Raw genomic sequence first — 19165 nt, 5'->3', positions numbered from 1 at the left:
ATAAATTCTATCCAATATTTATAAAAATATATTCTTTATAAAGACTATATAAAACCCTAAAATAAAAAGTCAGCGCAGGCTGACTTTTTATAAGCTTAACAATTTATAAGCTTTGTCTAATATTTTATCCACAGTTAGTCCATATTTTTCATAAAGCTCTTCGGGCTGCCCTGATTCCCCAAAGCTATCTTCCACCGCCACTCCCTCTAAAAAACAGGGATGATTCTTACTTACTGTTTCTGCCACAGAGCTAAATAATCCTCCACTTAAAAAATGATCCTCTGCAGTGACTATCCTTCCTGTTTCTTTTGATGCCATAATAATAGCATCTTCATCCATAGGCTTAATGGAGCTAGCTATGAGCACTCTAGCGCTTACACCTTTTTCTTCTAGCTTTAATGAAGCCTCATAAGCCCTGCTTACCATAGAACCATGAGCTATAAAGGTTATGTCTTTACCTTCTTTTAGAGTATAAAACCTTCCTATTTCATATTCCCATTGTTCTTTAAAAAGAATAGGACACTCCATTCTTCCAATCCTCACATAAACTGGTCCTTTATGTTCAATGGCTTTTTCAACAGCTTTTCTAGTTTCAACTTCATCAGAAGGAGTTAATACAGTAAAATTAGGCAATTCCCTCATTAAAGCTATATCATCTAAACACTGGTGTATAGCTCCATCCATGCCTACAGATAGCCCAGGATGAGTGGACATTATCTTAACATTGAGGTTAGAATAAGCTATAGATTGTCTTATTTGATCATAGCATCTTCCTGGGGCAAAGCAGGCAAAAGTACTCATTACTGCCGTAAAGCCTGTTCTAGCTAGGCCTGCTGCTATGCCCACCATATTCTGCTCACTTATACCCACATTTAAATATCTATCTGGAAATCTCTTCGCAAAGATATCTGTTTTTGTAGCTGCTGCTAAATCCGCATTAAGCACGTATAGTTTATCATTATATTCTCCTATTTCAGCTAAGGCCTTTCCAAAAGTATCTCTAGGCGCCATATACTTAGCCATTTAATGCCGCCTCCTTTTCCTCTAACTCCTCCATAGCTTTTTTATACTCATTCTCGTCTGCTTTTTTAGAATGCCATGCTACGGAATTTTCCATAAAGGAGATTCCCTTGCCTTTAACAGTATGAGCTACTATTAAATTAGCTTCTCCCTGTTTTAGGCGGCTAAAAGCTTTATGAATATCCTTAAAATCATTGCCGTCAATATCCATAGCATTAAAACCAAAGCTCTTAATTCGCTCTGACAGGTTATTCATTGGAATTATGTTTTCCACATAGTCATCTAATTGAATGCCATTAAAATCTATTATAGTAATTAAATTATCCAGCTTTAATTTACTTTGAAGCATTAATGCCTCCCATACCTGCCCCTCTTGCAGTTCCCCATCACCTAACATAACATAAACCTTTTTATTAATGCCTTTTTTCTTTGACCCTAAAGCTATACCTATACCAAAGGATAAACCTTGTCCTAAAGAACCTGTGGAACATTCTATTCCTGGAGCGGAGTCTATATGAGAATGCCCTTGAAGTCTTGAGTTGATTTTTCTATAGGTTTTTAACTCTTCTTTTGGAAAAAATCCTCTTTCCGCAAGGGTTGCATAATATCCTATGGAGGCGTGACCTTTGCTTAAAATAAATATATCTCTATCCTCTTTCCAGGGGTTTAAAACGTCTATGTTCATCTTATAAAAATATAGATATGTTAAAATTTCCATAGCGGAAAACGCTCCTCCAAGATGACCTGAACCAGCTATTCTTTGGACTTCTATGGATTCTCTTCGAAGGCTTACGGCTATTTTCTCTAATTTTTTATAATTAATGTCCATATACATCTTCCTTTCTTTATAAGGAATGGGGGCATCTATAGAAGGATGTGAAAAACATAGGTGTTCTTTTTCACTTGCCGCTCGTGGGCCTCCACGCGCGGTGTAGGGAAACCTATAGAACACCTTTTTTCACAGTCTCGTAGATAACCAATAGGTCAGCTTAATTTATACATGTTCCAAATAGCATCTTCAATCCATTATAGGGCATGTATAAGGTAATAGCTGAAGTTGTTTCCCTATAAGATACCCCTCTAAAGCCTCTAGTGTCTATCTAAATAACCTTAATAAATTTCCTAGTATAATACCAACTATGCCAAAGTCAGCATCACTAAAGGTAGTATTAGCAAAGCCTAAGTCTCCAAGTACTGGCATTAAAAGTACTGGTAAGAAGGTTATTAATAAGCCTTGAGCAAAAGCTCCCCAGAAGGCACCTTTTCTTCCCCCTGTAGCATTTCCAAATACTCCTGCAGTAGCTCCGCAGAAAAAGTGAGGTACAACCCCTGGAAGAATTATTGGAACTGGAATACTCATATCTAACAAAATCAATATCACCATTCCCACTATACCGCCTAAAAAGCTTGAAAGGAATCCAATTAAAACTGCATTAGGTGCATAAGGATATACCACTGGACAATCTAATGCTGGCTTAGCCTTGGGAACTATCTTTTCAGCAATTCCTTTAAAGGCTGGAACTATTTCTGCTAAGATTAATCTAACTCCTGAAAGGATTACATAAACTCCACCGGCAAAGGTTATAGCTTGGATTATAGCGAAAACTAAGAAATTTTGCCCTCCGCTAAGTTTATTTTGCACGTAGCTTGGACCAGCAGCTATGGCTACAACTATATATAAAATACCCATAGCCAAGGAGATTGCTACAGATGTATCTCTTAAGAAACCTAAGCTCTTTGGAAAATTCATTTCCTCAGTAGATTTTGAATTCTTTCCAACTAATTTACCTATAAAGGCTGATAACACATATCCTACAGTACCAAAATGTCCGAAGGCCACCTCATCTGTACCTGTTATCTTTCTCATAGTTGGCTGTGCCATGGCTGGGAATATAGCCATAACAAAACCTAATAATATAGAACCTACCACTACTAGAGGAACTCCCTTAACTCCTCCAGATAATAATATAGCTGCTATCATACAAGCCATATATAAAGTGTGATGTCCTGTTAAGAATATATATTTTAATTTTGTAACTCTGGCAATTAAAATGTTTGCAAGCATACCAAATAACATTATAAGTGCTGTTTGCGTACCATAGGTTTTAAGTGCCATGGCTACTATAGCTTCATTGTGAGGAACAACTCCCTTTATTCCAAAGCCCTGTTGAAACATCTCTCCAAAGAAATTTAATGCTCCAACAGCTATGCCTGCCCCTCCGCCTAATACTAGAAATCCTAAAATAGTCTTTATTGTACCTTTAAATATATCTGTGCCTGGTTTCTTTTGAACTACTAATCCTATAAGTGCAATAAGTCCTACTAATATAGCTGGAACACTCAATATGTCTAAAATAAGCTTTAACATAGATTATCCCCCCATAATATTTTTTAGAATTTACCTAACTTTTTCAAGGCTTGTTCTAGCTTTGTTCTTAGCTCATTCATATCAAGCATGCTATTTAAGGATACTATCTCACCTCCTAAGGAATTAAATTGACTGGTTATATCTCTAGTGCCTAGGTATATATCTGCCTTCATGCCCATAGCTGAAGATAAATCTGCATGATCCACCTCTGCCTCCACCTTAAGTTCCTTTAACACCTTTTCCACATTCATTTGAATCATGAATGAACTTCCCAATCCACTGCCGCAGCAAACTAATATTTTCATTTACAAATCCCCCTTACCATATATTTTTATTTAGAATAATTTTTTATAATTGATAAAACCTCTTCTTTATTAGTGGCATCCATGATTTTCCTCAAATCCTCACTATCCATAAATAGCTCCATTAGTTGTGCTAATGCCTTTAAATGACTTTCACTATCTGTGGCCGCTAGGGTTACAATAAACTTTACTGGGTCATTATATTTACTACCAAAATTAATAGGGTTTTTAAGGGTGATTAAACTCATGGAGAGTTTTCTAACACCGGCCTCAGGTCTAGCATGAGATAATACAATACCCGGGGCCACTACCATATAAGGACCTATATCATTAAAGCTTCTAATTATCTCATCATAATACCTTTCTTCCACACATTTGTGCTGCAATAATATATTTGTTCCTTGTTTTAATGCAGATTTCCAATCACTGCATTCCACATTTATTTTAATAAATTCAGGCTTTAGCAGATCATCAAGCATATATACAATCCCCCTAGAAAATTTAAACTATTTATACTCATTCATATTAAACATGGATTTATAATATTACTTTTTTCAACTCACACCTAGTAACATATTCTAAAAATTTTTCATATTTTATTACGAAGCTATATTATATGAATTTTAGAAATTAGGAAGGTCGGATGAAAATGTGCGGTATCGCTGGATGGATTAATTTTAAGAAAAGCATTTTAACTAAGGAAGATATTATAAGAAAAATGACTAATACCCTATCAAAACGGGGTCCAGATGCTGAAGGTTACTATATTAGCGATAAAGTCTTATTAGGTCATAGAAGGCTTATAATAGTGGATCCTACAGGTGGCACTCAACCAATGATTAAATTTAAAGGAGATAGAAAGTACATTATTGTTTATAATGGAGAGCTCTATAATACAGAAGATTTAAGAAAAGTTCTTATAAAAGAAGGCTATAGCTTTAACTCTTATTCTGATACAGAAGTGTTGCTTACAAGTTACATGCACTGGGGAGAAAATTGTGTAAATCATATAAACGGTATCTATTCCTTTGGAGTTTGGGATGAAAAAGAAGGGAGACTATTTTTAGCTAGAGATCCCTTAGGAGTTAAACCCCTATTTTATAAAGAAGGTAATGAAAGTTTAATTTTTGGCTCTGAAATAAAAGCTATTCTTGCCCATGAGGAGGTAGAACCTATTTTAACTAAAGAAGGTTTAACTGAACTTTTTTCTCTAGGTCCTGCTCGTTCCTTAGGCAGCGGCATTTTTAAAGATATAAAGGAAATTCCCCCAGCCTTTTATGGGGTCTTTAATAAATACGGCTTAAGACTAAAAGAATATTGGAAGCCTGAAGCTAAAGAACATTTAGAAGATGCAAAAACCACTTCAGAACATGTAAAATTTCTTCTAGTGGATGCTGTAAAAAGGCAATTGGTTTCGGATGTGCCTGTGTTTTCCTTCCTCTCTGGGGGACTAGATTCTAGTGCTATCTCTGCTATTGCTTCAGAAGAATTTAGGAAAAGAGGAGAAACCCTAAACACCTATACCATAGATTATGAGGATTATGATAAATATTTTATTCCTAATGAATTTGAAACCTCCTCAGATAAATATTGGGCTTTAAAGATGTCGGAAGTAATAAATAGCAATAATAAGCTAGTAGTAAACAAGAGCAAGGATTTAGCTATGGCTTTAGAAGATGCTGTGATAGCTCATGATTTACCTGGCATGGCAGACATAGATACCTCCTTATATCTCTTTTGCAAGGAGATAAGGAAGGAGGCTACTGTAGGATTATCTGGTGAATGTGCCGATGAGATTTTTGGCGGTTATCCTTGGTTCATGAAGGAAGAGGACTTAAACCTAAATATATTCCCTTGGTCAAAATCTGTGGAAGAAAGAAAAGCGCTTTTATCTGAAGATCTAAAGGATATTGATATAAGAGCTTTCGTGGAGGATAAATTCAGAGAATCCATTAAAGCAGTACCTCATATTCCTGGAGAATCCTTAAGGGATTATAAGATGAGAGAAATGTTTTATTTAAATATAAAATGGTTCATGATCACCTTGCTCAACAGAAAAGATAGAATGAGTATGTCTAATAGTTTAGAGGTAAGAGTACCTTTTGCAGATTATAGATTAGTAGAATACGCCTTTAATATTCCAAGTGAAATAAAATTCTATAACTACAGGGAAAAAGGCATATTAAGAGAAGCTCTAAGGGGCATTCTCCCCGATGATGTAATAGATAGGAAAAAGAGCCCCTATCCTAAAACTCAAAGCCCTGAGTATACGGCAATTCTAGTAAATACTATGGATAAAATATTAAAAGATTCTTCCTCACCAATACTAAATATAATTGACAAAAAAGCTGGGGAAGAATTAGTCCAAACCTCTGGAACTTCTTTTAAAAAACCTTGGTTTGGTCAATTAATGAGAGGTCCTCAACTCATAGCTTATCTTATTCAAATAAACTTCTGGCTAAAGCACTATAGTATAAAATTACAATTTTAAGATATAGTAAAAAAAGGCGTTAGCCTTTTTTTACATACTTCTCTATAATTAAATCAATCTGTTCTTCATTCTCTGGAATATTTATTCCTTTGTGAAGGCTCCAATACTCTACATGGGCTATGGATTCCTCTGGTTCAATTTCCTTCATAGGAGATAGGGTCTCCATTTCTAATACATCTAGATAGGTAAAGGTTTCATAGCTCACTCCACTATCAGGATAAATAGCACTTATGTCATGATCATGGTTTAATACAAATAACTCCCCATGATTTATGTAAGCAGCCCAAGCCTTTTCATTGTTTATACCTACCTTAAAGGGATAGTCTATAGTTTCATCTAGTTTCAATGTAATATATTTATCGCCCCAGTAAACCCTTGAATCATTCATTTTAGAATAAGCCCATAGAGATAAGTTTTTATTTGGTAAATAACCCGTAGCCCTGTCTGGTATGGGTATTATTTCGAAACCACCCTTATCCATTATAGACACAGCCCAAGAAGATAACTTTATTGGCCATGCATTTTTATTCTTAACCCTGTGAACAACCTTTACTTCACTGCTATTCTCATTTAAGTATAGCTCTAATTCCTTTTGAGTTTGAACCCAAGGCTCCACCTTCTGAACCAGCTTTACTCCTCCCTGAAGGGCTTCCCAATAAACTTCATTATTATCTGGCATATAGGTTCTAGGAAAAGCTTCAGGACTATGCCATAATCTATGCCCGCCTACAATTCTCCAAGTTTCTTCTCCTACCTTCATCTCCGTAGTAGCTCTGTCTGAAAAGTGGTTTATTCCTTTTTCAAAGCCATATCTTAAAATTCTTGGCCCCAACTCTAAAGTAACCACTAAATTTACTATACCATTAGATAGTTCTAAGGCCCTACCAAAGTCTTTATATTGAATTTCTTTGATACTGACTTCTGCCACATGGCCCATCCCCTTTCTAAAATGCTTATTAAAGCTGACTAATAATCTACTGCTACAGAAGCTTTAAGCATTGGTCTCAAATATTTTAATACCTCATTTACATGATATTCACTTACTTGATAGGCTTGCATATCTTCATAAGAATCAAACTTAGTTATTAAGGCTAAATCATAGGATCTTTCACTATGAAGTACATCTGCTCCCACTTCTAAATATTTTAATTCTTTTATTTTACCCTCCATGGCTAGTAAAAGATTTTTGGCCTTTTCTATATTTTCCTTAGTAGGCTCTTGTAATTTAAATAGTACAATGTGTGTAAACATAAAAACTCTCCTTTCTCTAATTCAAAATTCATAATGCACAATTAAAGAAATTTTTTCTCCACTATTTAACTTTTATTTAGTCTCTTATTAATTTAGCTGATAAAATAGCTTTTCCTATGAGTTCTTTTTTCTTATTATACATATTTACTTCTACCTTACAATAATTTCTTCCAATATCAATTATATCTGCAATGATGGTTATATTAGAATCTCCTTGCACTGGCTTCATAAAATAAGTGCTCATATTATCCAATGAAACATTCATGCTTCTAACTCTAAGGGCCATTAATCCAGCAGTAGATAACAGCATATTAAGAGAGCTCCAAGAGGCAGTACCGATGTAATGCAGCATCTGAGGAATTATACTTCCAGAAAAGGTTACTCTGTCTCCTTCTCTTTCATAGGTAAAATTCTTTAGTATCAAGTCCTCTAAAGTATCCACCGCTTGAGGGTGCTTTGACATATAATGCAGCGCTTTTATTACATCTTGTCTGGTTATAACACCAACTAGCTTTCTGCCATCTACTACTGGGCAAAGCTCTATGTCTTCTCCACCCATTATATGAGCAGCATAAGCTACCGTAGTCTTTGGAGTAACAGTAATAGGATCTTTAGTCATTATTTTAGATATAGGCTCTTCAACCCCTACATCCACAGACAAATCCTTAGAGGTAATGACCCCTACTACCTTTAAATCCTTATCTACCACAGGATATCTTATATGCTTTGTTTTCTTAACCATTTCTCTCCAAGCACCTATATTATCAGTTACCATAAGATAGGCAGGCTTACTTTTCATTATATCCTCTACTAAAATAATATCCTTCTTTATCAAATTCTCAGACATAGCTCTATTTATCATGGTCGCTATGGTAAAGGTATCATAGCGAGAAGAAATTATAGGTAGCTTTTTCTCATCTGCAAGCTTTTTTATTTCATCACTACAGGCAAAGCCACCGCTTATTAGAACTGCTGCCTCATTTTTTAGAGCTAACTCATGAGCTTCTTCTCTATTACCCACGATAAGTAAGCACCCTGGTGTAATATATCTATGCATGGCATCTATAGTCATAGCACCTATGACAAACTTTTTTAAGATCTTATGTATACCTTCTTTTCCGCCTAATATAGAACCTTCTACTATATTTACTACATCAGCAAAAGTAAGAGTTTCTTCATGTCTTTTGTCAACCTTCTCCACTCTCACTGTGCCCACTCTTGGAATAGTAGAAACTATGCCTAAGGCTTCACATTCTTTTATAGCCTTGTAGGCAGTACCTTCACTAACTCCAAGTTCACTAGCTATACTTCTTACAGAAATCTTATATCCAGCTTCTAAGGAAAGGATGTAATTAACTATCTCATGATGTTTTGACATTTTTTACCTTCCTTCTCTTCTTAACTCATCTGCAATTTTTTCAATTTTTCTTAATCTATGATTTACTCCTGACTTTCCTACAGGAGGATCTAGCATTTCTCCTAATTCTTTTAGAGATTCATCAGGATAATTTAGCCTCAGCTCTGCAATATCTCTTAGATTCTTTGGTAATCTAGCTAATCCAATTTCTCTTTGGATCAGCTTAATGCTTTCCACCTGTCTTATAGCTGCATTTACTGTCTTACTTAGATTAGCAGTTTCACAATTTACTAATCTGTTTACATTATTCCTCATTTCCTTCATGATTCTTATATTTTCTAACTCTAACAGAGAAGAATGTGCTCCGATTATGTTTAATAAGTCTACAATCTGCTCTCCTTCTTTTATATACACTATATAACTGCTTTTTCTTTGTATAACCTTAGAAGTTAATCCATACTTATTTATAAGCTTGCATAAATCCTCAGCATATTCAATACTATGGGTAACAAACTCTAAGTGATAAGTCTTTTCAGGATTGCTTATGCTGCCTCCTCCTAAAAAAGCACCTCTTATATAGGATCTTTTGCATTCTTCTGAAGCTATAAGAGTTGAATCTATACCATAATCTAAAGAAATAAATCCATCCTCTTCTTTAAGAATTTTTGTTTCTTTTAATAAAGACTTAACTCCCATATCTTCAGTGATAACCACCATATATATATTATTCTTTTTTAGAGAATTACTTCTTTTTACCATTAATTTAGTATGAATATTAAAATGTTCCTTGAGCAATTTAAAAATAAGCCTAGCGATAGCGGGATTTTCCGTAGTAATTTTAAAGCTTAATTGTTTACCACTAGCAAAGGATATAGTTCCACTTACCTTCATAATAGCAGAAAGCTGAGAAGTAGCTTCTTCCTTGGACAAATTACTCCCTCTACAAATCTCTCCTTTAACTTTTGATGAAAATGACATATGCACCTCTACTCCTACTTTTTCTTATTTTGTTTCAATCGTTCTGATAGATAGAAGTATTCTATTATCTTCTTTCTATCATAGAATAATTTCCTATCCATTATGGTTTCTACTAATACTGATGCTAATTTTTCTGAATCATGTCTTATTAAGCCTTTTTTAGTTTTTACCAAGTTTTCTTTTACTATTTTTACATTTAGCTTATTTAGCTCCTTATCGTCTAAAGAAACTAAATTAGATTTTTCACTAAAATACTTTTTCTTTAATTCTTCATCAATTTCTCCAGAATTTGCTATAACATAATCCACTACGCCATAGCCTATATGGTCATAGATAGCCTTTATATGATCTGATACTGTGAAACCATCAGTTTCTCCTGGTTGAGTCATTATATTGGATATATATATCTTTATAGCCTCAGTTCTATGAAGTGCACTGGATATATCTTTTACCAAGAGATTTGGAAGTACACTAGTATAAAGACTTCCTGGTCCTAATACCACTGCATCCGCTTCCCTTATGGCATCTATGGAGTCTTTTAAAGCCTTAGCATTTTCTGGTTCTATGAATATCCTATGAATTCTGCTATTTTGAGCTAGAGCTTCCTTTGGTATATTAGACTCTCCACTAATAGTATTTCCATTTTTCAGTTTAGCTTTTAGTATCATATTTTCTAAAGTAACAGGCAGAACTTTACCTGTTACAGCCAGTACAGAACTCATCTTTTGTACTGCATCTTCAAAATTATCTGAAATGCCGTCCATGGCTGCTAAAAATAGATTTCCAAAGCTTTGATTCTTTAATCTTCCATCTTTAAATCTATATTCTAACAATTCCTCCATTATAGGCTCTGTATCTGCCAAAGCTAATATACAGTTTCTTATATCTCCTGGTGGCAATATCCCTAAATCCTCCCTTAAATCTCCAGATCCACCTCCATCATCAGCCACAGTTACTATAGCAGTGATGTTTGAGGTATAGTATTTTAATCCCCTAAGCATGGTGGAAAGTCCTGTTCCTCCACCTATTACAACTATCTTAGGGCCTTTAACTAATAATCTTTTTTCATAGATCAAGTTTTCTAACTTTCTAGAGTCTAAAGAAAATTTTAGGTATCCCTTATTAATTAATGCAATAATAGATTTTAGGCTTTCTGTTACTGATATATAAATTATGAAAATTCCAGTGAGATTTAAAAATATATAAAAAGCTTTATATCTTATATTGTAAACATAATGTTTTGCAAATTCATTAAGGCCAAAGGCAATCAAAAGTATCCCTAGAATAGCAGAAAGTATCCATCTCTTTACCTTAATTCCTGGTTTAAGCCAATCCATAAATCTCATAGCTTCATTCCACCCCTATTTATGTCCTCATTAATGTCTCTATGCTCAATGTTGACCTTGCCACCTTCATCTCTTAGTTTTTCATATATTTCATTAGCAATAGCCACAGACCTATGTCGTCCGCCGGTACAACCAATAGATACTATAAGCTGCCTTTTTCCTTCCTTTAAATAATTAGGAATTAGAAACCTAAGCATATCTTCTAGTTTAGTTATAAAACCTTGAGTTTCCTCATGAGATAAGACATAATGTTTTACAGGCTCATCATTGCCTGAGAATCTTTTAAGCTCTGGTATATAGAAAGGATTAGGAAGAAATCTAACATCAAATACTAGGTCAGAATCCACAGGTATTCCATACTTAAAACCAAAGGATAATATGGTTATTGATAATTCTCTTTCTAGCTGTCCTTCCTCACCATATATTTCAGTTATTTTTTCTCTTAATTCTCTGGGTTTTAATCTTGAAGTATCTATAATATTATCTGCTCTGTCTTTTACCTCTCTTAACTTACTTCTTTCTAGTATAATGCCTCTTGTGACTCTTCCATCTGGAGCTAAAGGATGTTTTCTTCTAGACTCCTTAAATCTCTTTACTAATACTTCATCGGAGGAATCCAAAAACAATATCTCATATTTAAACTCTTGGTCTGTTAAATATTTCAGGCTTTCAAATAGAGCATCAAAAAACTTTCCACCTCTTATATCCATGACTAAAGCTATCTTTTCAATCTTTCCATCACTTTGATTACATGCTTCAGCAAATTTAGGTATCAAAGTTGGAGGCAAATTATCTACACAAAAATATCCTAAATCTTCTAGGCTTCTTATAGCTTCAGTTTTTCCTGCTCCCGATAACCCTGTAACAATAACAAATCTCATAGCAATACCTCCTTGTGGACTAAATTTTCTCCATATATAATTATACCACATACTTTTCAATGCACAATTCACACTGTACAATTAAGGATGTTTTTCTCTGCGTAAGTGAAAATACTCTTTGCTTTACAATTATAAAAGGGTATAATGATTAGTATTCTATCATTATACCCTTCAAAATTATAAATTACTTATTTAATGCATAATTCACAGTGCACAATGCACAATTAAGGATAATTTTCTCAGCAAAGCTGAGAAAATTTTAAATTATATTATATTACAGATTTTTTTCTACGAAAAAAATCTTCCTTCATTGTGAATTGTGCATCATGAATTGTGCATTGATAAAAGCTGCTCCTCAGCTTTTATCCCGCAATATCATCCCCAATTATCCTAATTTCAGTATGAAGCTCTACTCCAAATTTTTCTTTAACAGTATTTTGTACAAGATTTATTAGATCAAGTATGTCCTTAGCTGAGGCATTATTTTTATTAATTATAAATCCCGAGTGCTTTTCTGATACTGCTGCACCACCTAAACTTTTACCTTTTAACCCTGAATCTTGTATAAGCTTGCCAGCAAAAAAGCCCACTGGTCTTTTAAAGGTGCTTCCTGCTGAAGGATACTCAAGAGGCTGCTTTTCCTCTCTTTTAGCAGTAAGCTCTTTTATTCTTCCATTTATTTCTTCGTATTCTCCTTGTTTAAGCTTAAGGGTTACTTTTAAAACTATATAATTATATTTCATAACCGCACTAGTTCTATACCCTAATTCTAATTCCTCATTAGTTAATATCTTTAGATTACATTGTTCATCTAAAACTAAGGCAGTTTCTATTACATCCACCATCTCACCACCATAGGCTCCTGCATTCATAGTAACAGCACCGCCTATAGTGCCTGGAATACCACAGGCAAATTCAAAACCAGTCAAACTATTTTGAAGGGCTGACTTGGATACATCAGATAATAAAACTCCACACATGGCAGTGATCTTATCTTCTTCTACCTCAATTTGGTTTAAAGAGCATAATTTTATTACTACTCCTCTTATTCCCCCATCCTTAACTAATAGGTTTGAACCATTACCAATTATGTGATGAGGTACTTTCTTACTAATACATAGCTTCAATAAACCTATAACCTGCTCTATGGTTTCTGGCAATACTAATATATCTGCTGGTCCCCCTATTTTAAAATAAGTGTGTTTTCTCATAGGCTCATCTATAAAAACATTCTTCTCTTCAACTATTTCTTTAATTTCTGGCACTAAATGCAAATATTGATTCATTATATATCTCCTTAAACTTTTATTGCTTAATCTTTAATTATAGTATAAAGTATCTAATATAATTTAATCAAGGCTAACATCACTGAGTCTTCCTTTTGCTTTTAAATATTTTACTATTTTCTGCTTTTCAATATTCATTATTAAATCCTCTGGCATGTTAACAGCCTTTAAAATTCTTTCTGCCTTATCAAAGACCCCAATTTGATGACATATGTGAGCATCGCTTCCCAATATTACCTTAACTCCATACTCCTTGCAAAGTGCTGCTATTTTAATACAGTTTTCTTCACAACCTGGCCTAGAGGAAAAGGAACCATTGTTTATCTCTATAATCTTTCCTTCTTCCTTAGCTTTCTTTACCACCTCTTCTTCCCATATAGGAAAAACTGGATTTCCAGGATGTCCTATAATATCTACATGAGGATTCTTTAATGCACCTAAAAGAGCCTTGGTATTTTCATCTCTAGTTCCTGGCTTTATGCATACATCATGAAGGCTAGCTATAATTATATCCAATCTATTCTTAATTAATTCCACTGGAATATCTAAATTTCCTTCAAAATCTATAATATTTGCTTCACAGCCTTTAAGATGTATTACACCATAGATTTCCCTTGGAATAACCTTTAAATTTCCAAAATAGAATAGGTGGGGACCACCAGGCATTCTGGGACCATGATCTGTAGTTCCTAATATCTCCAGTCCCATTTCTGACGCTCTCCTTATATTCTCAAGAAGAGTACTATATGCGTGTCCACTAGCTACTGTATGGGTATGAGTATCTAATATATATTTCATTCTTTCCTCCTAAGTTTTATGCTTTACTTCCATTAAAAAATTGAAATATGCTTTCTGCTGCTTTCCTATCTATAGAGGGGGTTTCTATTAACTCCTCTAATTTAGCATTTTTTATGTTTTCTATACTTCCAAACTTCCTTAGCAATTCTTTTCTTCTCTTTTCCCCTACATTGGGTATATCCTCTAATATAGAATGAAGTACTCTTTTATCTCTAAGGCTTCTATGGTAAGTTATTGCAAATCTATGCACCTCATCTTGAATCCTTGTAACTAGGTGCATCGTATTAGAATGAGGATTTATTACAATCTCTTTATTATTATATATAATTCCTCTAGTTTGGTGATTATCATCCTTAACCATGCCGCACACCGGTATATCTATATTTAAGCTATTAAGTACCTCTAAAGCTACATTAACCTGTCCCTTTCCTCCATCCATCATTATCAAATCTGGGAATACAGAGAATTTGCCGCCACTAAACTCTATTGCTCTTTCCTGAATCTGTTTTATTTCTTCTAACCCATGCTTAAATCTTCTCTCTAAGATTTCTCTCATGCTGTCATAATCATTAGCGCCTTTTACGCTTTTTATTTTAAATCTTCTATAATCACTATTTTTTGCTTTTCCATCCTCAAATACCACCATAGTGCCTACAGAGTCCACACCCTGTATATTTGATATATCATAAGCCTCAACTCTATGTGGAAATTCCTCTAGTTCTAATATATCAGCCAATTCCCTCAGAGCTACTCTATGTATTTCTTTATCCTTTAATATTTTTAGCTTAAACTGCTCTAAGGTTATTTTAGCATTTTTCTCTACCATATCCAGCAGTTCTTTTTTCTCACCTTTTTTAGGCAATTTGATCCATACCTTAGAGCCTCTCTTCATTCCAAGCCATTGCTCTAAGAGCTCTTCATCCATAATGGCTGGCACATATATATTCTTAGGCACATGAGCTGTTCCACCATAGAAATTTTTAATAAATTCAGCTACTATCTCTTCCTTTTCCTCATTAGCCGTATTTTCTAGCATGAAATGCTCACGTCCCATAATTTTTCCTTCTCTTATGAAAAACACTTGTACGCAGGTATCTTTTTCATCACTATAAATGTGTATAAAATCCTCTTCTTCAAAATTTCCTGTGAATATCTTTTGCTTTTCCATGATAGTTTCTACAGCATTTATCTTATCTCTTAAATTTGCAGCCTTCTCAAATTGAAGTTCTTCTGCAGCCTCTTCCATCTCTTTTCTAAGCTCTTGAATTATATTAGCATTCTTGCCATTTAAAAGGCCTATTATATCATCAATAATTTTTTTATAGTCTCCTTTGTTTATGAAGCCTGCACAAGGTGCCTTACATATATTTATATAGTAATTTAAACAAGGTCTTGAGCAAGCTCCTCCTTCTACAATATTTCTTTTGCAGGTTCTTACAGGAAAGACCTTTTTGATTAATTCTAGGGTTTCATATACCGCTGAAGCATCTGTATAAGGTCCAAAATATTTATTTCCATCCTTGGCATGATTTCTTGTGACAAAAACCCTTGGAAAATCCTCATTAGTAGTAATCTTTATAAAGGGATAATGCTTATCATCCTTTAATAGGATATTATATTTAGGTCTATACTTTTTTATAAGATTACACTCTAATATTAAGGCTTCCATTTCTGAATCTGTAACTATATACTCAAATTCATCCACATGAGTCATCATAACCCTTACTTTTTCCGAATGGTTCTTAGAGTTTTGAAAATATTGTCTAACCCTATTCTTTAATATTTTAGCCTTTCCTACATATATGACTTCGCCTAGATTATTTTTCATTAAATACACCCCAGGCTTATCCGGCAATATCTTCAATTGATATTCAAAATCAAACATATATTTTTCACCCACTTCTTCTTAGGCATCATTTTTTAAGTGCTGCTTTTAAAACATAACCTGCTGCTCTAGCTGCCTTTCCTCCTCCTGCTCCACCACCTTCAACTATAACTGCAATAGCCACCTGTGGGTTTTCATAGGGAGCAAAGCCGATGAACCAGGAATGGGGTTCTGCATCTTTCCCATTCTTATCCTTATAATCAGCAGTACCTGTTTTTCCTGCAGCATTAGTTCCATCAAAAGCTCCTGGCCCTCCAGTACCACCTAGTATAACTGACCTCATATACTCTCCTATTATCTTTGCGTTTTCCTTAGAAACAGAAGAAGTAATAGTCTCAGGGGATATTTTTCTTATGGTCTTACCTTCAGGGTTTACAACTTCTTTTACTATTTTAGGTTCCATCATAGTTCCATCATTAGCTATAGTACTAGCTACTAGAGCCATTTGTATAGGCGTAGCTAAAATCTTACTCTGTCCTATTCCCGTTTGTGCAATGCTTCCTATTTCGCTCTTATCAAGCTTTGGAAATTTACTTTCATCGATGACTATGCCATCGGAAGGAGTATTTTTATTAAAATAAAATTTTTCTGCGGTAGCCTTAAGCTTATCATTGCCTAAATCCATAGCTAAGGTTCCAAAAACCACATTGCTTGAATGCCTAAAGGCATCTTTTAAATTTATGTTTCCCCAAGCTACACCATTTAAATTTCTTAAGGATTCCTTAGCATTGAATTGTATTTTTCCATTATCACTAAAAATCTTTGTTGTAATGCCCGGGATGTTTTCAAGAGCGCTGGCAGTAGTTATAACCTTAAAGGTAGAACCTGGCGGATACATACCAGATACTGCCCTGTTTAACAAAGGCACATTTTCGTCTTTGTTAAGACTGGTCCATATTTCTCCTAGTTTATTAGGATCATAAGTGGGCTTTGATACCATGGCAAGTATTTCTCCGGTTTTAGGGTTCAGCACTACTATAGATCCTTTTTCATTACCTAAAGCATCATAAGCAGCCTTCTGCACATTATAATCAAGGGTGGTAACTAAACCATTCCCAATTTTTTCCTTTTTGTCTTTATTAGATAAAAGCTTTTTAATATCTAAGGTTTTTATGGCTTCTTTAAGATTAAAACCAAAATTATTATTATTCATAAGCTCTTGGTCATATTTATTTTCTAACCCGGTAAGTCCATATCTCTGATCCACATACCCTAAGGCATGGGTAAACATATCTCCTCCTGTATATTCTCTCCTTTGAGTATATACGTCTTTCTTCTCACTTTTTGTGAGGGCCTGCATATTTCTATCATAAATAGTTCCTCTAAGTACTTCATTTCTTTTAGCCCAAAGCCTTTTGTTTCCTTCCTTATTAGCTATATCCGGAGCTTTGAACACTGTAAAATAAGCTATATAGGTTATTACGCCTAAGAAGCAAATAAGAAAAACCACCAATACATTTTTTATACTCTTTGACAAATTTTCATTCATTTTTAACCCTCCTCGGATATCTTTTGAATAATACCTAAAGCAAAGAAGGTTGTTAACATAGAACTTCCACCATAGCTTACTAAAGGTAAGGTTATACCAGTCAGTGGTATTATATTCATAACCCCTCCTATAATAACTAGGACCTGGCTAGCAATCATGGCGCTATACCCTACGGACATTAGTTGCGAAAACCTATCCTCCACGTATATAGCCGCTCTCATACATCTGTAGAACAGCAAGAAATATATTATTATAATACCAAAGCCCATTACTATTCCTAGCTCCTCACAAATAGCAGCAAATATAAAATCCGTCGTCCTAACAGGTACTAAATCTGGATGTCCTAGACCTAGCCCGCTCCCTAAAAGTCCTCCTGAGGAAATAGCGTAAAAGCCTTGGATTATCTGGTAACTTTCATTACTAGCATATTTCCAAGGATCCTGCCATATCATAACCCTTTTTCTTATATGGTAAAACATATTATAGCTAGCTATAGCTCCAAAAGCTGATAATACAAAGCTTACTATTACATATTTCAATTTTGAAGTAGCTATATAAAGCATGGTTACAGAAATTCCAAAGAATATAAGCGCTGAGCCTAAATCCCTTTGAAGCATCATAAACCCTAAGGATATCATCACTATTACTGCAGGCTCTATTAAGTTCTTAAAGCTTTTGTAATCTTTAAGACTAGAAGCTAAATAAGCTACTAAAAATAGCTTTCCAAATTCCGAAGGCTGAAAGCCTACGGGGCCTAACTGAACCCAGTTCTTCGCCCCATATCTCTCTACTCCTATAAGAGTAGCCATAGCCATAAATATTAAAGTACCAATCATGTACATATATTTATATTTACCAAAGCTTTTTAAATCAGGCAGCACTACTACCATTACTATATATCCAGCCATGCCTATAATAAACCAGATTATCTGCTTTATTGCTGTTGAAGGCTCCAGTCTATATAAGATTACAATACCTATTAAAGAAAGTATACAGGAAAAAATTAATATAAACTTATCCCCGTCGGAAAAAAACTTTCTCACTACAAAATGAGCATAACCCACTAAAATACAAAATACCACCGCCATAATAATAGCACCCTTATCATAAGGTTGCTTTAATAAAGCAAGGTTAGTAAAAAAAGCTATACATAATAAGTATGTAAAAAATAATAATATTCTCTCTTGTTTTAAAGTGCTATTCATAATTTCACCCCTTTGTGAATTGCCTTCTAGCCTATTACCACAAGCACTAAGCTTCCAATCTGTATTTCATCTCCTGGCTCTATAAACATTTTTCCGTTTATCCTTTCGCCGTTAAGTATGGTGCCATTGGTACTACTTAAATCTTCTACTACGTATCTTTCATTTTTTGCATATATCTTCACATGGTGACCAGACACATATTGATCCATAAGAATTAAGGTATTATCTTCCTTTCTTCCCAAAGATACTATTCCTCTTATAGGTATCACAGAACCTCTTTTTAGGTTTTTATTCTCTCCAGCTTCCAAAACCTCTAGTCCTAATGACTTTTTAATAGATTTTTTCTTTCCGCCGTTTTGTACATCCTTATACATTATTTTTAGTGCATAGATAATTATTAAGTAAAGTATTACTATAAAAATTATTGCAAATATAATGCTGAAGAATTTATTAAAGCCCATAAACACACCTCTTTTTTATTTTTATATGTAAATTGTAAAAACTCTAA

Annotated in this window: 18 protein-coding genes; 1 reads left to right on the top strand and 17 read right to left on the bottom strand. The window is 34.2% G+C overall.

What is annotated here, in order from left to right:
- Nucleotides 1-87 precede the first annotated feature (87 nt).
- The 5 genes from BN2665_RS07905 to BN2665_RS07885 all read right to left on the bottom strand — a co-directional run bounded on the left by BN2665_RS07905 (nt 88) and on the right by BN2665_RS07885 (nt 4169).
- Nucleotides 88-1023, bottom strand: coding sequence for a transketolase family protein (locus BN2665_RS07905; protein WP_055666577.1), 936 nt, complete (start codon nt 1021-1023; stop codon nt 88-90).
- Nucleotides 1016-1849, bottom strand: a complete 834-nt coding sequence (locus BN2665_RS07900) for a 1-deoxy-D-xylulose-5-phosphate synthase N-terminal domain-containing protein (RefSeq protein WP_154674894.1) — start codon at nt 1847-1849, stop codon at nt 1016-1018. Before BN2665_RS07900 ends, BN2665_RS07905 begins: the two co-directional genes overlap by 8 nt.
- A gap of 267 nt (nt 1850-2116) precedes the next feature.
- Nucleotides 2117-3388 (bottom strand): PTS ascorbate transporter subunit IIC, encoded by a 1272-nt coding sequence (locus tag BN2665_RS07895; RefSeq protein WP_055666576.1) that lies wholly within the window; start codon nt 3386-3388, stop codon nt 2117-2119.
- A gap of 23 nt (nt 3389-3411) precedes the next feature.
- Entirely contained in the window at nt 3412-3693 is a 282-nt protein-coding gene (locus BN2665_RS07890) for a PTS sugar transporter subunit IIB (RefSeq protein ID WP_055666575.1), read from the bottom strand.
- 26 nt (nt 3694-3719) lie between these two features.
- Nucleotides 3720-4169 (bottom strand): PTS sugar transporter subunit IIA, encoded by a 450-nt coding sequence (locus BN2665_RS07885; RefSeq protein WP_055666574.1) that lies wholly within the window; start codon nt 4167-4169, stop codon nt 3720-3722.
- 170 nt (nt 4170-4339) lie between these two features.
- Here BN2665_RS07885 and asnB point away from each other — a divergent pair, with 170 nt between their 5' ends.
- Nucleotides 4340-6181 carry an asparagine synthase (glutamine-hydrolyzing) gene (gene asnB, locus BN2665_RS07880; RefSeq protein WP_055667096.1) on the top strand — a complete coding sequence of 614 codons (1842 nt, stop codon included), beginning with the start codon at nt 4340-4342 and terminating at the stop codon, nt 6179-6181.
- 19 nt (nt 6182-6200) lie between these two features.
- Here the strand turns inward: asnB and BN2665_RS07875 are convergent, their stop codons facing one another.
- The 12 genes from BN2665_RS07875 to BN2665_RS07820 form a co-directional block, all read right to left on the bottom strand.
- Nucleotides 6201-7109 (bottom strand): hypothetical protein, encoded by a 909-nt coding sequence (locus BN2665_RS07875; protein ID WP_195892678.1) that lies wholly within the window; start codon nt 7107-7109, stop codon nt 6201-6203.
- 38 nt (nt 7110-7147) lie between these two features.
- Nucleotides 7148-7432, bottom strand: a complete 285-nt coding sequence (locus tag BN2665_RS07870; protein ID WP_055666573.1) for a Dabb family protein — start codon at nt 7430-7432, stop codon at nt 7148-7150.
- Nucleotides 7433-7508: 76 nt separating this feature from the next.
- Nucleotides 7509-8810 (bottom strand): DRTGG domain-containing protein, encoded by a 1302-nt coding sequence (locus BN2665_RS07865; protein ID WP_055666572.1) that lies wholly within the window; start codon nt 8808-8810, stop codon nt 7509-7511.
- A 3-nt stretch (nt 8811-8813) separates the two neighbouring features.
- Nucleotides 8814-9767 carry a DNA-binding protein WhiA gene (gene whiA, locus BN2665_RS07860; protein ID WP_055666571.1) on the bottom strand — a complete coding sequence of 318 codons (954 nt, stop codon included), beginning with the start codon at nt 9765-9767 and terminating at the stop codon, nt 8814-8816.
- 14 nt (nt 9768-9781) lie between these two features.
- Complete coding sequence (locus BN2665_RS07855) at nt 9782-11113, bottom strand: gluconeogenesis factor YvcK family protein (protein WP_055666570.1); 1332 nt, start codon at nt 11111-11113, stop codon at nt 9782-9784.
- On the bottom strand, nt 11110-11994 hold the full coding sequence (gene rapZ, locus BN2665_RS07850; protein WP_055666569.1) for an RNase adapter RapZ: 885 nt from the start codon (nt 11992-11994) through the stop codon (nt 11110-11112). Before rapZ ends, BN2665_RS07855 begins: the two co-directional genes overlap by 4 nt.
- Before the next feature lie 362 nt (nt 11995-12356).
- Nucleotides 12357-13280, bottom strand: a complete 924-nt coding sequence (gene murB, locus BN2665_RS07845) for a UDP-N-acetylmuramate dehydrogenase (protein WP_055666568.1) — start codon at nt 13278-13280, stop codon at nt 12357-12359.
- Between the two features lie 63 nt (nt 13281-13343).
- The gene (locus BN2665_RS07840; protein ID WP_055666567.1) at nt 13344-14078 is read right to left on the bottom strand and encodes a phosphatase; all 735 of its coding nucleotides are present in this window, start codon (nt 14076-14078) and stop codon (nt 13344-13346) included.
- A 16-nt stretch (nt 14079-14094) separates the two neighbouring features.
- The gene (gene uvrC, locus BN2665_RS07835; RefSeq protein WP_055666566.1) at nt 14095-15963 is read right to left on the bottom strand and encodes an excinuclease ABC subunit UvrC; all 1869 of its coding nucleotides are present in this window, start codon (nt 15961-15963) and stop codon (nt 14095-14097) included.
- A 28-nt stretch (nt 15964-15991) separates the two neighbouring features.
- A complete protein-coding gene (locus BN2665_RS07830) occupies nt 15992-17452 on the bottom strand; it encodes a peptidoglycan D,D-transpeptidase FtsI family protein (RefSeq protein ID WP_055666565.1) in 1461 nt (486 codons plus the stop codon).
- A gap of 2 nt (nt 17453-17454) precedes the next feature.
- Nucleotides 17455-18657: an FtsW/RodA/SpoVE family cell cycle protein gene (locus BN2665_RS07825; RefSeq protein ID WP_055666564.1), complete on the bottom strand. Its 1203-nt coding sequence runs from the start codon at nt 18655-18657 to the stop codon at nt 17455-17457.
- A gap of 26 nt (nt 18658-18683) precedes the next feature.
- Complete coding sequence (locus BN2665_RS07820; RefSeq protein WP_055666563.1) at nt 18684-19118, bottom strand: FHA domain-containing protein; 435 nt, start codon at nt 19116-19118, stop codon at nt 18684-18686.
- Nucleotides 19119-19165 lie beyond the last annotated feature (47 nt).

The organism is Desnuesiella massiliensis (assembly GCF_001403615.1).
In the GTDB taxonomy this organism is placed as follows: domain Bacteria; phylum Bacillota; class Clostridia; order Clostridiales; family Clostridiaceae; genus Desnuesiella; species Desnuesiella massiliensis.
The sequence above is the reverse complement of the archived record's forward strand: the minus strand, read 5'-3'. Positions and strand labels throughout refer to the sequence as shown.

What these genes read in the sequence shown, in the direction of transcription:
- BN2665_RS07905 (WP_055666577.1), bottom strand. Translation starts at nt 1,023, where the DNA reads ATGGCTAAGTATATGGCGCCTAGAGATACTTTTGGAAAGGCCTTAGCT.
- BN2665_RS07900 (WP_154674894.1), bottom strand. Translation starts at nt 1,849, where the DNA reads ATGGACATTAATTATAAAAAATTAGAGAAAATAGCCGTAAGCCTTCGA.
- BN2665_RS07895 (WP_055666576.1), bottom strand. Translation starts at nt 3,388, where the DNA reads ATGTTAAAGCTTATTTTAGACATATTGAGTGTTCCAGCTATATTAGTA.
- BN2665_RS07890 (WP_055666575.1), bottom strand. Translation starts at nt 3,693, where the DNA reads ATGAAAATATTAGTTTGCTGCGGCAGTGGATTGGGAAGTTCATTCATG.
- BN2665_RS07885 (WP_055666574.1), bottom strand. Translation starts at nt 4,169, where the DNA reads ATGCTTGATGATCTGCTAAAGCCTGAATTTATTAAAATAAATGTGGAA.
- asnB (WP_055667096.1), top strand. Translation starts at nt 4,340, where the DNA reads ATGTGCGGTATCGCTGGATGGATTAATTTTAAGAAAAGCATTTTAACT.
- BN2665_RS07870 (WP_055666573.1), bottom strand. Translation starts at nt 7,432, where the DNA reads ATGTTTACACACATTGTACTATTTAAATTACAAGAGCCTACTAAGGAA.
- BN2665_RS07865 (WP_055666572.1), bottom strand. Translation starts at nt 8,810, where the DNA reads ATGTCAAAACATCATGAGATAGTTAATTACATCCTTTCCTTAGAAGCT.
- whiA (WP_055666571.1), bottom strand. Translation starts at nt 9,767, where the DNA reads ATGTCATTTTCATCAAAAGTTAAAGGAGAGATTTGTAGAGGGAGTAAT.
- BN2665_RS07855 (WP_055666570.1), bottom strand. Translation starts at nt 11,113, where the DNA reads ATGAGATTTATGGATTGGCTTAAACCAGGAATTAAGGTAAAGAGATGG.
- rapZ (WP_055666569.1), bottom strand. Translation starts at nt 11,994, where the DNA reads ATGAGATTTGTTATTGTTACAGGGTTATCGGGAGCAGGAAAAACTGAA.
- murB (WP_055666568.1), bottom strand. Translation starts at nt 13,280, where the DNA reads ATGAATCAATATTTGCATTTAGTGCCAGAAATTAAAGAAATAGTTGAA.
- BN2665_RS07840 (WP_055666567.1), bottom strand. Translation starts at nt 14,078, where the DNA reads ATGAAATATATATTAGATACTCATACCCATACAGTAGCTAGTGGACAC.
- uvrC (WP_055666566.1), bottom strand. Translation starts at nt 15,963, where the DNA reads ATGTTTGATTTTGAATATCAATTGAAGATATTGCCGGATAAGCCTGGG.
- BN2665_RS07830 (WP_055666565.1), bottom strand. Translation starts at nt 17,452, where the DNA reads ATGAATGAAAATTTGTCAAAGAGTATAAAAAATGTATTGGTGGTTTTT.
- BN2665_RS07825 (WP_055666564.1), bottom strand. Translation starts at nt 18,657, where the DNA reads ATGAATAGCACTTTAAAACAAGAGAGAATATTATTATTTTTTACATAC.
- BN2665_RS07820 (WP_055666563.1), bottom strand. Translation starts at nt 19,118, where the DNA reads ATGGGCTTTAATAAATTCTTCAGCATTATATTTGCAATAATTTTTATA.